The 13,768-nt window shown below is 39.8% G+C and carries 16 protein-coding genes; 13 read left to right on the top strand and 3 right to left on the bottom strand.

The window, feature by feature from the left end; genetic code table 11:
- Positions 1 to 182: 182 nt before the first annotated feature.
- From KI375_RS20530 to KI375_RS20515, 4 genes are all read left to right on the top strand, one after another.
- A complete protein-coding gene (locus KI375_RS20530) occupies positions 183 to 509 on the top strand; it encodes a PadR family transcriptional regulator (RefSeq protein ID WP_212975285.1) in 327 nt (108 codons plus the stop codon).
- Positions 461 to 1,135, top strand: coding sequence for an HAAS signaling domain-containing protein (locus KI375_RS20525; protein ID WP_212975284.1), 675 nt, complete (start codon positions 461 to 463; stop codon positions 1,133 to 1,135). Before KI375_RS20530 ends, KI375_RS20525 begins: the two co-directional genes overlap by 49 nt.
- 64 nt (positions 1,136 to 1,199) lie before the next feature.
- Complete coding sequence (locus KI375_RS20520) at positions 1,200 to 1,454, top strand: hypothetical protein (RefSeq protein WP_212975283.1); 255 nt, start codon at positions 1,200 to 1,202, stop codon at positions 1,452 to 1,454.
- Positions 1,455 to 1,561: 107 nt separating this feature from the next.
- A complete protein-coding gene (locus tag KI375_RS20515) occupies positions 1,562 to 2,329 on the top strand; it encodes a transglycosylase domain-containing protein (RefSeq protein ID WP_212975282.1) in 768 nt (255 codons plus the stop codon).
- An 85-nt stretch (positions 2,330 to 2,414) separates the two neighbouring features.
- Here the strand turns inward: KI375_RS20515 and KI375_RS20510 are convergent, their stop codons facing one another.
- The 3 genes from KI375_RS20510 to KI375_RS20505 all read right to left on the bottom strand — a co-directional run bounded on the left by KI375_RS20510 (position 2,415) and on the right by KI375_RS20505 (position 5,353).
- Complete coding sequence (locus KI375_RS20510) at positions 2,415 to 4,019, bottom strand: SulP family inorganic anion transporter (RefSeq protein WP_244852891.1); 1,605 nt, start codon at positions 4,017 to 4,019, stop codon at positions 2,415 to 2,417.
- Positions 4,020 to 4,572: 553 nt separating this feature from the next.
- Positions 4,573 to 4,701 carry a hypothetical protein gene (locus KI375_RS27705; RefSeq protein ID WP_280528667.1) on the bottom strand — a complete coding sequence of 43 codons (129 nt, stop codon included), beginning with the start codon at positions 4,699 to 4,701 and terminating at the stop codon, positions 4,573 to 4,575.
- 121 nt (positions 4,702 to 4,822) lie between these two features.
- The gene (locus tag KI375_RS20505) at positions 4,823 to 5,353 is read right to left on the bottom strand and encodes a hypothetical protein (protein WP_212975281.1); all 531 of its coding nucleotides are present in this window, start codon (positions 5,351 to 5,353) and stop codon (positions 4,823 to 4,825) included.
- A 113-nt stretch (positions 5,354 to 5,466) separates the two neighbouring features.
- Here KI375_RS20505 and KI375_RS20500 point away from each other — a divergent pair, with 113 nt between their 5' ends.
- From KI375_RS20500 to KI375_RS20465, 9 genes are all read left to right on the top strand, one after another.
- Positions 5,467 to 6,552 carry a sensor histidine kinase gene (locus tag KI375_RS20500; RefSeq protein WP_212975280.1) on the top strand — a complete coding sequence of 362 codons (1,086 nt, stop codon included), beginning with the start codon at positions 5,467 to 5,469 and terminating at the stop codon, positions 6,550 to 6,552.
- Positions 6,549 to 7,184, top strand: a complete 636-nt coding sequence (locus KI375_RS20495; RefSeq protein ID WP_212975279.1) for a response regulator — start codon at positions 6,549 to 6,551, stop codon at positions 7,182 to 7,184. Before KI375_RS20500 ends, KI375_RS20495 begins: the two co-directional genes overlap by 4 nt.
- 447 nt (positions 7,185 to 7,631) lie before the next feature.
- On the top strand, positions 7,632 to 8,564 hold the full coding sequence (locus KI375_RS20490; RefSeq protein ID WP_212975278.1) for an ABC transporter ATP-binding protein: 933 nt from the start codon (positions 7,632 to 7,634) through the stop codon (positions 8,562 to 8,564).
- Complete coding sequence (locus KI375_RS20485; RefSeq protein ID WP_212975277.1) at positions 8,561 to 9,823, top strand: ABC transporter permease; 1,263 nt, start codon at positions 8,561 to 8,563, stop codon at positions 9,821 to 9,823. Before KI375_RS20490 ends, KI375_RS20485 begins: the two co-directional genes overlap by 4 nt.
- Positions 9,820 to 10,926: an ABC transporter permease gene (locus KI375_RS20480; RefSeq protein ID WP_212975276.1), complete on the top strand. Its 1,107-nt coding sequence runs from the start codon at positions 9,820 to 9,822 to the stop codon at positions 10,924 to 10,926. Before KI375_RS20485 ends, KI375_RS20480 begins: the two co-directional genes overlap by 4 nt.
- Before the next feature lie 273 nt (positions 10,927 to 11,199).
- Positions 11,200 to 12,081, top strand: coding sequence for a DUF1538 domain-containing protein (locus KI375_RS27530; protein ID WP_244852889.1), 882 nt, complete (start codon positions 11,200 to 11,202; stop codon positions 12,079 to 12,081).
- Positions 12,081 to 12,698, top strand: coding sequence for a DUF1538 domain-containing protein (locus tag KI375_RS27525; RefSeq protein WP_244852887.1), 618 nt, complete (start codon positions 12,081 to 12,083; stop codon positions 12,696 to 12,698). The genes KI375_RS27530 and KI375_RS27525 overlap by 1 nt, the downstream gene beginning before the upstream one ends.
- Positions 12,682 to 13,341, top strand: a complete 660-nt coding sequence (locus KI375_RS20470) for a P-II family nitrogen regulator (RefSeq protein WP_212975275.1) — start codon at positions 12,682 to 12,684, stop codon at positions 13,339 to 13,341. The genes KI375_RS27525 and KI375_RS20470 overlap by 17 nt, the downstream gene beginning before the upstream one ends.
- Positions 13,342 to 13,509: 168 nt before the next feature.
- Positions 13,510 to 13,752, top strand: a complete 243-nt coding sequence (locus KI375_RS20465) for a hypothetical protein (protein WP_212975353.1) — start codon at positions 13,510 to 13,512, stop codon at positions 13,750 to 13,752.
- Positions 13,753 to 13,768 lie beyond the last annotated feature (16 nt).

Genomic DNA, 13,768 nt, shown 5'->3' with positions numbered 1-13,768 from the left:
TTGTTTCCCATGGCTTCTTTTTGCTGGAATTATCGAAGGCCCTTGAAAAATCTGGTTACACAGGCAAAAGAAAGCGATATTTTAAAAATGGAGAATTGCTTCTATTTGAAAAATAGGTGCTTGACATCAAGGAAAAGAACCCATAAACTAAACATACCTATTAATACAAGGTAGGTGGAACAATGTTTAATCGAGAACTTTTAAAGGGCAGCACCGCACTAATATTATTACAATTATTAGATGAACGCTCCATGTATGGGTATGAGCTCGTTAAAGAGATGGAAAAACGCAGTGATTACACGTTACAAGTGAAGGAAGGAACGCTCTATCCAGCCCTCCATAAATTGGAGAAGCAGGGTTTTGTTGAAGCATTTTGGGAAAAGCAGGAAAAAGGACCAGCTAGAAAATATTATAAACTGACAGAAACTGGTGAAAAACTTTTAAAAGAGAAAACAAGTGAATGGACGCTTTTTTCCTCGATGATCAATCGCGTGTTGGGGAAATCATGATTACTTTTCGCGAATATATCGAGCAGCTAGAAAAGGAATTGCATCATCATTCAAACCGAGTGGAAATCGTGGCAGAAATCACTGCCCATATTCAAGAGGAAATCTCTGCCGAAAACCTGACCGAGAAGGAGGCAATGGCCGTGATTGTGAATAAGCTAGGGAGTCCGCAAGAATTGGCGGCCAGTTTTCGCAACGCTTCATTGCCGACCCCGCCGCAAGTGAAAGTCCTGTTTAGCTTATTTAACATAGGGTTATTTATAGTAGGCATAGGCATTACATTGGCCTATCATGTAGGCAATCTTCCCTTCTTTCATTGGATTTGGGTGACGCTCGCGCAAAATAGCTGGTGGATCTTGATCATTTATACAGCTTACTGGATGTTGATCGGTTTCCAGCTAGGAAAAGAATTTGGCAGCAAAGGAAAAAGGTTATTAACTGAAACAGTTCGGCTCACACTCTTACCTAATTTGCTGTTTATGGCCATATTATTTTACGGGATTATTCCAATGGAGTGGTTTCACTCGTTTTTAACAGATCCTTTTCTTGGCGCATGTTTTGTTGCAACGATTTTGTTTTATCCAATTAGTCAAGCAGGATTTTATTTAGGTAGGCACCAGACCATTTAAGGTCTGTTCTTTTTACATGTATACATAGTATTACTAGGTTATATAAATTGGAGGAATAAGCAGAATGATTTTAAAAAATGTAGGCATCAGTTTGGTGTGTGCTGTTGGGATTGCAGCAATTTGGTATTGGCTATTTGCGCCCACCTTTTCATCAGGATTTTTTCTAGGGATAGGCTTATTTATGGTTGGTCTGTTTATCTATGTAATTGCTCCAAAAGGTTCTAGTTTAAAACGAGTTGGCTTGATATCGAGCTTATCAGGCCTAATATTAGGGGTTGTAACGATTGCAGCTATTATGGCGTTATTGACAAATATGTAAGCAATTTGGGATTTGGAAACATGACAGATATGTAAGGAAACTGAAAGGAACTTCAATAGGTTGTACAGAGATTTCATCCTATACTAAGAGAAAAGGAGGAATCTCCCATGACGACTCGTTCTATACATTTAAAAGAAAATATCGGAAGTCGCGCTGAGCGATACTCTAGAAAAAGTTCATATAAATGGAAATGGGTAATGATCCCTGGCTTACTTTTATTAGCGGCCTTTTTATTAATCACAATTGCAGGTGAAAGATTGGTTGGCGATGAACTGCTTGCACAACTGGACGCTCTAAAAAAAGAAGAAAATTATGTGCCGCTTACGCAGTTACCGGAATATGTGCCACAAGCGTTTGTCAGCATTGAGGACCATCGTTTTGATTATCACTTTGGGGTTGATCCGATTTCTTTGACTCGTGCCCTGCTTATTGATCTGAAAACTCAATCCTTTGCCCAAGGTGGAAGTACGATTACAATGCAACTAGTCAAAAACCAATTTTTGACACAGGATAAATCGCTAGGAAGAAAGGCAAAAGAAATGCTGATGGCTCTGCAAATCGAGCGTCATTATACGAAAGATGAAGTTTTGGAAATGTATCTCAATACCATCTATTTTGGGCATGGGACATACGGTTTAGCGGAAGCAGCACAGCTTTATTTCGATAAAAATTTGACTGCAGAAGATTCACTCACTTTAAAGGAAACGGCAATTCTAGCTTCCTTGCCAAAGGCTCCTGAAGTTTATTCACCATTGAAAAACCCGCAACTGAACAGTGAAAGACAAGCGATTGTATTAAATAAAATGGAAGAATTCGGCCATATCACCGAAGAAGAAAGGAATACAGCAGTATGGACAGATGAACAGACCGAGTAGTGGATACTCGGTCTAAGCAGGTCGGGGTGAAAAACCTCGAGGAGGAATTTCACTGTGCAATCAATGTCCCTCAAGTTGTTCAAGTCTATAGTGACAATATGGCGTTCTTGGCACTTTCCACATCAGGGAAACAAGTCGTTACTTCCTTCAGACCACTTTGCTGAAAAACTTCTTTTCCCCATTCTGGTAATCCAGTAATGAATACCGTGTATCCATTTTGTTGAACCTCTGTCACAAAGGAAGTCAACTTTTCTTCGCCAGTTGCATCGATCAAACTGACATCAGCCATGTTAAAAATGAGTGTTTTCGGAATGTTTTCTAATTTTTCTGTTATAGAATATTCGAATGCCTGAGCAGTTCCAAAAAATAACGGACCTTTCAGTGTGAAAATTTTATAATGGATGAAGTGACCATCCTCAGTTGAGTTTTGTCGATAGGTTTCTTCTTGTTGAATGTGCAGCAATTTGCTTTTCTTTTTCACAAATGAAAACACAGCTAATATTAAACCAATCGGGATAGCGATTGTTAAATTCACAAATATCGTTAATAGAAAAGTGACTACTAATACAAGTGAATCGCCGCTCTTCCTTTTTAATAATTCTTTAAATGTTTTCACTTGGCTCATATTCCAGGCAACATACATTAAAATGGGGGCCATCGCTGCAAGCGGAATATAGGAGGCATAGGGAGCTAACAACAATAAAGTCAGCAGCACAAAAATGCTGTGAATGACACCAGATAATCTTGTGGCTGCTCCAGCTTTAATATTTGTTGCAGTTCTAGCAATTGCTCCTGTGGCTGGAATTCCTCCAAATAGTGGTGTGATCATATTAGCAATTCCCTGACCAAATAACTCCCGATTGGAATGATGCCTTTCGTTGGTCATCCCATCTGCGACCACAGCAGATAATAAGGATTCAATCGCGCCTAATCCAGCAATGGCAAAGGCTGGTCCCCATAGATGATTAATTTTTGCCCATGTGATATCGGGAAAATGAAACCCAGGTAAACTTTGGGATATCCCGCCAAAAACGGTTCCGATTGTATCTAGCTGATGAGAGAAAAAGAATACAGATACAAAAGTGGGAACAAGTAGCCCCACTAACAAAACAGGGATACGCGGTGCAATTTTTGGAATCAATACAATCGTCGCGATACCAATGCCAGCAATCAAAAGGCCATAAGGATTTAATGTAGGAAGATGCTGGAAAATTTCGAGCATGTTTTCATGAAAATATTCTTTTTTCTCTAATGCATGCAAGCCAAAAAAATTGCCCAATTGCCCAGTGAAAATAATCACCGCAATGCCTGTTGTAAATCCGATCGTCACTGATCTTGGAATATAATGTATCAAATTTCCGATTCGCAAAAAGCTCATTAGGACAAGGAAAAAACCAGCCATAAACCCTGCAATCAACAGGTTTTCATAGCCATATTGAAGAACAATTGCAAGTAAGATGGGAATAAAAGCGCCAGTAGGGCCGGCAATTTGAAAACGAGAACCACCTAGCAAAGAAACAATCAATCCTGCAATTATCGTTGTATAAATGCCATATTCTGGCTTCACGCCAGAAGCCATGGCAAAAGCCATCCCAAGTGGAATGGCCACAATACCAACGGTAATCCCGGAAATGAAGTCTTTGCGGATGTTTTCAACTTGAAAACCGTTCAAACGATTTCTAGAAAACAAGGAGACTTCACCTCTATACGCATATTTGAAAAACTATGTATCATACTTAATCATATCATTAAATGAAGGAAAATTCAAAATTTTTCAGACGGCATTTGCTGAAGGAAATCCTATACATCGACATGGGCTTTTGAATGAAACTTGGTCATAACTAAAATGCTAAGTTTCAAACACGAACAACTCATTGCCTTAGAGAAGGAAACATACATAGACTTGCCACTCGCCCAAGTATATTTCCTTCGTTTTTATCCCGCATTCGCGGACAGTAATCCGCCACTTCAAGGAAGAACGGTAGGGGGATACACTGCCCTAATCTAGCCTCAGCGCCTAGCAAATTTACGATTTTTGTTTGCGTAAGTCAACATCGATTCGCCCTTTGGGCTCATCGTGTTTCCTTTATCTCGTCAGAACCCTTTAAATTTGTACGTCGCTGGACAGGCACTTCCGCCTTTTTGAGTAAAGGCCCGCTTGGTTCAGGCCGTCAGGATGTTGCAATTTTAGCCTTTGCTCCTCTAAAAACAGTGGAAAATAAATGAAAACTTCTACTTTCGCTTTATCTATCCTGCACTAAAAGGATCGGGAATTCTTCTTCATCACTTGCTTGCCAGTAAACAGACTCAATATGAACTTGCTCATTTAACTGAGACAATTCCTCTATTATATCTTCCGCAATATCCATCATGTCCTTTGTTCCAGGATAGGAAAGTATAAATATTGGCTAATGCTTGAGCCAGCTCCAGCGCCTAGCCCCTCGAGGTCAAATAACCTGAGACAATAAAAGTCAAAACCGGACTTTTCTTGTCTCAGAACATTTGCTTGTCGGGGCTGTTCAAGGCGCTTGCGCTTTTCTTGATCTTATCATCAAATTCAGGAGATCCGTTTTTAAAAATATCATCAATCTCTTGCCCAAACTCCTCTGTATCAGGATGGATGCCGATGATATATTCGGTTTTTCCGGTATCTTCATTTTCCCAGGTATCAGTTGTATAATAGGTGTGATCGATCGGATAATGTTCAGTTAAGTAATGTTCCACGTCAAAATCTTTTACAGGATGCTCCTCTCCATTTGTTGTTGAATGATCATCTTGTTTTTTAGAAACTGACTCAGACTCATTTGACGTTGAGGTTTGATTCTTTTCAACCTTTTCTGTAGAAGATGGATTGTGAGAGTAAGACTGGTCTTTATCTTCAGTGTTGGCTGAACTAGAAGCAACTGCGTTGTCTTCTTCCCTTGAAGTATTCGACGGTTCCCCACTTTGATCTGTGGGCTTAGAACATGCTCCAACCATTATTAACAATAGCGCTAATAAAGAAAATAGAAAAAATCTTTTCATGATTTAACCAACTTTCATATGCAATATATATAATAAACTCTTCTAGCATTCTAGCAAATTACCAAAGGGGATGCCAAATCGTCATTTTGTCAGGGGGTAAGAATATTAATAGTATGAAACCATGGCTTATTCGAATTCTCGTCTTTGCCTTATTATGGGGATGTTTATGGATTCGTAATGATGTGAAGGAAGCAATCTTTTCATTACAAATGATTGTTTGTGCCGTTGCCTTTACCATTTATTTTTTCCTGCCCATTATGAAAAGGCCGATTTGGTTCTATCTTATTTTGCAGGGCTTCTTCTGCACATTCATTTGGTTAGATGTTCCATTTATGTGGATATGGATCTTTCTATTATTTTTGACAATTGAGGCAGTTTTTCTTTTGAGCGTGATAGAACTGCGCGTGCTTTTAGTGTATAGCTTTGGATTACTTCTTTTATGCAGTACGATTTTGAACGAGTGGCCCATTCCTTTATTTCTTGCTGCCTTGTTTTTTTTCATTATTGAGGTGTGGCTTAATCGCTCTTTCACCGAGCGTCAAGAACAAGGAGAGGTCTATCAGCAGTTGTTAGGGGAATATCGCCAAGTGAAAAGAATGAATTTGGAGAATGAACAGGTTGCAAGATTGGAAGAGCGGACGCGGATTGCCCGTGATATTCATGATTCTGTTGGACATAAATTGACGGCACTCCTCATGCAATTAGAAATGTTCTCCATTCAAAAAAAGAGTGAAGAATATCGAGAGTTAAAGGCATTAGCAATAGAGAGCTTGGAGGAAACGAGATTGGCTGTGAAAACATTGAAAAATGAGGAGGTATCTGGCATTACCTCCGTCATCCAGCTAATCCGAAAGCTTGAGGCTGAAAATCAATTGTTGATCCGTTTTACAACGAAGCAAGGAGTATTACTCACCGCTTTATCAAATGAACAAAGCATTGTGCTGTATCGTTCTGTCCAAGAAGCTTTAACGAATGCCATGAAGCATGGTTCAACTAAAGAAGTCTCTTTAACATTTGGCCGATCGGCGGTTGGGGAAATAGAATGGGTGGTGTCCAATCACATTCATGGACCCGTTTCTTTTGAGGCAGGCTTCGGCTTGACGGCGATGCGAGAAAGAGTGGAAGAACAAGGGGGGCAATTACGGATTTATCAAACAGAAACAGAATTTATTATAGAAGGGTCGATGCCTGTATCATGAAGAAGATTTTAATTGTGGAAGATCAAGTGATTGTAAGAAAAGGATTGCGGATGATCTTGGAACAGGAAGCAGACTTCACGATTATCGGTGAAGCGGGTACAGGGGTGGAAGCACTCCAAGTGATGGAGCAGGCTGAAGCTGATTTGATATTACTTGATATTCGCATGCCTGATATGAGCGGGATTGAAGCAACCAAATTGCTCAAGCAGCGCTGGCCAAAAGTGAAAATTCTCATTTTGACTACTTTTAATGATGAAGAGGCAGCGGTGGAAACTTTAAAGGATGGTGCAAATGGTTTTTTATTAAAAACGTCTGAGCCAGACAAGCTGATTCAAGCCGTAAAAAGCTGTCTAACTGGGGGACTTGTTCTGCATGAAGAAGTGGCGGCGAAAATGATGCCCCATTTGCTGAAGAGGAAAAGCCCCGCTCCATCACCTGTAATTCCGCTCACAGCAAGGGAATTCGATATCGCTAGACTTGTAGGAGAAGGCAAGACAAATAAGGCGATCGCCGATCAACTGTATCTATCTGTTGGAACCGTTAAAAATCACATCTCGCAAATCTTACAGCAGTTAGAGCTGCGAGACCGGACGCAATTAGCCATCTATGCTGTGAAAAATGATCTAGTTTAAAATCGTCTCCAAAGGGAGGCGATTTTTTTGCACTCCACAAAAGGAGGAATGTATTTACTCCTGGATGACGGTGATTTACTCTCGAATAGCTAGTAAATACTCTCGTATAGCGAAAAATACTCTCGTATAGCCTGCAAATACTCCTGTATAACGAAAAATACTCCCGCATGGAAAAAATACTCCGTTTTATGACGCAGGTCACTAACATTTTATGACTACAGCCAGTCGCGAAATGACAAATGATTCCCGTAAAATAAAGTGAAGCTTCAATTAGCGGGGATTTTCTTTTATCCCCACTAATTTCAGAGGATCAAAGGCTACAATCGGCCAGAACCAACCGGGCTTTTACGGGCAGTGTATCTCCACATACGCGCTTTTTTGTAATACTTGAGGTGGATTACTGCCCGTTCATGCGGGATAAAAGACAAGAGGGAAGGAGGATTTATCATGCTTGAAGTTGTAAACTTATCAAAGCATTTTAAACAATATAAAGCCGTTCAGGATCTAAATTTGCATTTGAAACGTGGAGAAATTGTTGGTTTACTTGGTCCGAATGGGGCAGGAAAGTCAACAGCGATTGGGATGATCTCGACACTTATTCCGCCGACAAAGGGTGAAGTGTATGTACAGCAAAAAAATGTGCTAAAGCATCCAGGGGAGCTTCGTACAAAATTAGGGGTAGTGCCGCAGGAAATTGCCTTGTACGATGATTTAACCGCAAGGGAGAATCTGAATTTCTTTGGGCGCATCCAGAAGATGAAACGAGCACCGTTACAAGCAAAAGTCGATGAGGTTCTTCAACAAATTGGACTGCAAGATCAAGGAAAAAAGCTTGTGAAGCATTTTTCTGGAGGGATGAAACGGCGGTTGAATATTGGAGCGGCCCTTTTACATGAACCCGAAATCCTGATTATGGATGAACCGACAGTCGGCATTGATCCACAATCGCGACATTACATTTTAGAAACGGTCAAACAGTTGAATCGAGAAAAGCAAATGACGATTCTATATACGAGTCACTATATGGAAGAGGTGGAATTTCTCTGTGACCGAATCTATATTATGGACCGAGGAATGGTGATTGCTTCAGGTACGAAGGAAGAGATCAAAAATATCCTCTCTGCTGAACAGACGATTCAAATTAAATTAGACCAGAAAAATGACACCTTTTTGCAGTTATTACAGTCCCAGCCAGTGATTTCAAGTATTGATGTGCAAAACCAACAAATCACTTTTGTGGTAGCAAAAGGAGTTACTTTAATTTCCGAACTTTTTAAATGGGCTGAAGATACAAATGCCACTATTATAGGTGTGGAAATCCAAACACCGACATTGGAAGACGTATTTCTCCATCTGACGGGAAGGGCGTTGAGAAATTGAGTATTCTCCTGTCTTTTATAAAAAAAGAATTGTTACTATTTTTACGGAATCCCCCGAATTTATTAGTGCTATTGTTGATGCCGCTAATTTTAATTACGATCCTTGGCTTTTCTCTTGGCTCTATTCTTGATGGGGATACGGAAGCCTTAAACGGAAGCGTAGGACTGGTTTCCCACACGATGGAAAAGGAAGAGTTCGCCCAATTTAAAGAAGAATTAGCGCATTCTTCTATCCCAGAAGAAGCGCAAAAACAAATCGAGGCCGAAGCAGAAGGTGTTTTACCAATCTCGAGGTTAAAAGAGGTATTTGGAGAATTAGATTCGTTCCTCACATTAACGGAACTATCCCCTGCTGAGCTGGATAAGGAGAAAAAGAAGGAGAAGTATTCAGCGATTATTGAAGTACCGGCAGGTTTTAGTGAAGATATGCTAGCATCGCTTTTTATCGGAGATCAAGAGCCACCTGCTCTCACCATTTATTTAAATGAGGGGAAAGAGGAATTGGCTGCTATAGTGGAGGATATACTTGGAAGTTTTCAAGAGCATTATTCAGTACAGGCTTCGTTGGGAAAAGAAGGATATCCTGTGGAAGAAAGCGATTTGGCCATCGCGCCATTTGGAAAAATTGCAGCGCTTGATGAGACAGAGCCGATTGATGCCTTTGGGTATTATACAATCGGGATGGGTGTGATGTTCGTCCTATTTATTGCCTCTAGTATAAGCTCGCGGAGTTTTTTGGAAAAGAAATGGAATGTATGGGATCGGATGCTCATTGCAAATGTTTCAAATGGAGTCTATCTTTTGAGTGTCTTTCTATCTACAGTAATCGTGGCTGGCATGCAAATGGCTATTTTATATGGGGGAGCGGCCCTATTTTATGGTGTTTATTGGGCTAATATCGAAGCATTTTTACTGATTACGCTTGCTTATGCTTGCACCATCGGGGGGATCTCTGTTTTATTAATGGCGGTTAATTATCGGCTAAATTCAGAAACAGCATCGAAATTGTTTATGACAGCCTTTGTCGCTGTTTTATCCTTTCTCGGTGGTAGTTTTACACCTGTAAGCAATATGTCTAAAACAATGGCACAAGTCGGTCAACTCACTCCTAATGGAGCGGCGATGGAAGCATATAAGGGAGCGATGCAAGGTGTAGGAATGGATGAGATCTTTCCATCCCTTATCGTTCTAATTGTTATTACCTTCCTTCTTATCTTTAGTGCGTGGCTGTTGTTTCCGCGAAAGGGGAGAGCTTTATGATCGGAATTATTCAAACTAGACTTCGTCTTTTTATAAGAAAACCATGGGTGTTTATCCTGATGACCATGGTATGTGTCCTTTTCTCTTTCTTCATTGGTAAGTCTAGCTATCATAAAGTTACGGTTCCTGTATATTCTGAACTCCCTGAACAAGAGCTATCTGTGTTAATCGATTCATTAAATCAATCAGAATTATTTGTATTCGAACCAACAAATGAAAAGAGTGTAAAAGCGGCGATCCGCAATGGAGAAACAGAGGCAGGCTTACATTTGCAAGAGCAGGATTTCACCTTGATGACGGGGGCTTTTGCAGAGAATGGAATGCTATTGCAACGTTATATCCAAGAAGTGTATACAAATAAACTGCAAAAGGAATCAGTTTTGGCTACGTACTCATCAACGGATAAACGGGATAAAGTTGACTCGATATGGGAAAAGGCATTGGAACAACCTATTTTTCATATTGAAAAAGAAAACTTTCGCAATGCTGAAAGTAAAATAATGGATAATCAATTACAAAGTCTATTTGGTTTTTCTTTATTCTTTGTGATCTATACAATCGCTTTTAATGTAATTCATATATTAGAAGAAAAACAGGCAAGAATTTGGGAGAGAATGACGCTATCATCTGTGAAAAAGTGGGAAATGTATGGCGGTAATCTGCTTTATAGCTTTGTGATGGGGTATCTTCAAGTTGTGTTGATCTTTAGCGCTTTTCGGTATGGCGCTGGAGTCGACTTTCATGGCGGTTTTGGCAAAACATTGTTGATCTTGATTCCATATGTTCTAACGATCGTGGCGATGTGTATGTTGGTCGCAGCATTGTCGAAAAGATTGGATCAATTTCATGGACTTATGTCGCTTCTTGCTGTCAGCTTGGCGATGCTTGGTGGAGCATATTGGCCCATTGAAATTGTGTCTACCCCAGTAATCTTGATACTTGGAAAGATATCTCCACTGCTTTATGGTATGGAAGCCTTAAAAGGTGTAACCCTATATGGCTACGGATTTATGGAAGTATTACGGCCAATCAGTATCCTATTGCTAATGGCTGTAATCATGATGGGAATTGGGATTAACGTGATGGAGAAAAGGCGGGTTTAATAGTTTGGATGCGTGGGCATCCAAACTATTTTTTTTAGTTGTCTAGTCTAAATGGAATAGACTCACTTTATAAAAGTATGAGTTTTCTACTTTTCAAGCTATACAATTTTATGTGATAATAGAAAAGAGTCTATTTTTCTAAGTGGAGTCTGGCACTTAAGGATACCGCTGTCCTTCTGGAACAGACTTTTTATATTGTTTACCTCATGCTGGAAGGGTTTTCAACTCAGACGGGGTTTCACTTATCATAAATTTGAAAGGGATGATGTATATTTGGATGCACTTGTTTCTAAGATAAAGGAAGTATTGTATGCTGTACTCCCTATTACGGTAATTGTTTTGATTTTACATTTTACTTTAACCCCTCTTGATTTTTCATTTATTATTCGCTTTATTATTGGAGCTATCTTAATTATCATAGGGTTATCGATTTTCTTAATTGGTGTTGATACAGGAATTACGCCAATTGGTCAAACAATGGGAGCGGCGATTGCAAAGTCAAATAAAATTTGGATTGTATTAATAACGGGTATTTTACTTGGTTTTTTTATCTCCATTGCGGAGCCCGATTTGCACATCCTTGCAGGGCAAGTTGATTCAGTAACATCAGGGTTGATATCGAAATTAAGTCTGGTTGTGGTGGTTTCCCTCGGAATTGGCTTACTGATTGCTACAGGACTTCTTAGAATTGTTTTTAATATTCCTCTTTATAAACTATTGACTGTTTTGTATGGAATCATCTTCGTTCTTGCTTTGTTTACATCACCAGAGTTTTTAGCCATTTCTTTTGATGCTTCGGGGGCAACGACGGGTGCGTTGACTGTTCCGTTTATGCTTGCACTTGCTTTAGGTGTTTCGATGTTGAAAAAGGACAGTAAAGCCTCTGAGAAAGACAGCTTTGGCTTAGTGGCAGTTGCTTCTACAGGTGCGATTATCTTCGTTATGATCATGAATATCATTTCGAAAACAGATAAAATGACAGGAAGTCTTGCAGAGGCAGAAAACGCCTCAAAAACCATTATTGGTCCTTTTATACAAAATCTCCCGATCATATCACAAGAAATCGTTGTCGCCTTGCTGCCAATTATAGTCCTATTTCTATTTTTCAGATCGTCTCCTTTAAAATGTCTAAGAGAGCTGTTAGGAAAATTATGATGGGATTATTATTTACCTTTATAGGACTTGTATTATTCTTAGTCGGTGTGAATGCAGGATTTATGGATGTGGGCAGTGCTATAGGTTATAATATAGCTTCCTTAGATAATAAAGCATATGTTATGATTGTAGCCTTTGTTTTAGGAGTGGTAACGATCTTAGCTGAACCTGCTGTTCATGTTCTCACCCATCAAATAGAAGATGTGACAAGTGGATACGTAAAGAAAAGTGTGGTATTGGTTACACTATCGCTAGGTGTGGGCATGGCTGTGTTTTTATCGATCTTAAGGGTACTTATACAGGATCTTCAATTATGGCACTATCTGTTGCCCGGTTATATCATCGCCATCGTGATGACTTATTTTGTTCCAAAACTGTTTGTCGGGATTGCCTTTGATTCTGGTGGGGTAGCGTCAGGTCCGATGACGGCTACGTTTATCTTAGCTTTTGTCCAGGGAGCTGCCGAAGCTGTAGAGGGAGCTAACGTGTTAATAGATGGCTTTGGCATGATTGCGATGGTGGCAATGACACCTTTAATCGCTTTACAAATTTTAGGTCTTGTTTTTAAATTAAAATCTAAAAAAGGAGGATTAGAGGGGAATGTCGATATCGGGTAATGTGGAACGAGTTTGCGTGATTGTCAATCTTGGATTGGGAAGTAAAGTCGTGCAGGCGGCAAAGAAATGCGGTATTTCTGGGGGAACTGTGTTGTTAGGCAAAGGCACAATAAAAAGCCGTCTTTTGGAATTTTTGGCTTTATCTGATGTCAGAAAAGAGATTGTCTTTATGATTGGCTACAAAGAAACCGTTAGGCAAGCTCTAGAACAACTTGATCAAAAATTCAAGTTTCAAAAGCCGAATCACGGCATAGCCTTTACCACTTCTGTTTGCCAAGTAATTGGCGCTAGTAGCTGCAAAAGTGATTATATTAAAGAAGAAAGAGGTGCGGATCCTGTCATGTACCATGCGATTACGGTAATTGTAGAAAAAGGCAATGCGGAGTTTGTGATTGATGCCGCAACCGCAGCTGGATCTAAGGGCGGCACGATTATTAATGCTAGAGGCTCTGGCATCCATGAAACCAGTAAGTTATTTTCCATGGACATTGAACCAGAGAAAGAGCTTGTGATGATTTTGTCAGAAACGGAAAATACTGAACCAATTGTCTCCTCGATAAGGAAAAAACTTAAAATAGATGAACCAGGCAATGGTATTATTTTTATACAAGATGTCAATAAGACGTACGGGATATATAAGTGATAGTTACCGGAGATTGGGACAATAGTATATTCATCAAAGAAAAAGCGAACTATTAGGATGCATATCCCCTCGCTCCGAAAATATATTGTGTTTTCCGCAGACGAGTGGCAAGCCTCCTCAAACGGAGGCTTGCCGAACTCTCACTTTTCGCAGGAGCCATGATTTCGTTTGGAATATACTGAACATTCGATAATTAGAGTGAAGGCAGCTGTATCATACGGAAAGAAGGAATTGACAGTGAAGCAGTTTGAATACAAAGTGGAAGTGATTCAAATTCAATTAAAAGTACTTACTGACTTTGAAGCGGTTATGACCGAAAAGCTAAATGCTTTAGGAAAAGAAGGCTGGGAATTATCGGGAGTGAATGGAACAGCTTTCTATTTTAAACGGGAAATTTTAAAGCTGTCGTGAATAGGCTTTAATTAAG

The sequence above is a fragment of the Bacillus sp. J14TS2 genome (assembly GCF_018333015.1).
GTDB lineage: Bacteria > Bacillota > Bacilli > Bacillales > Bacillaceae_C > Lederbergia.
This window is presented reverse-complemented; position numbering and strand designations above follow the sequence as displayed.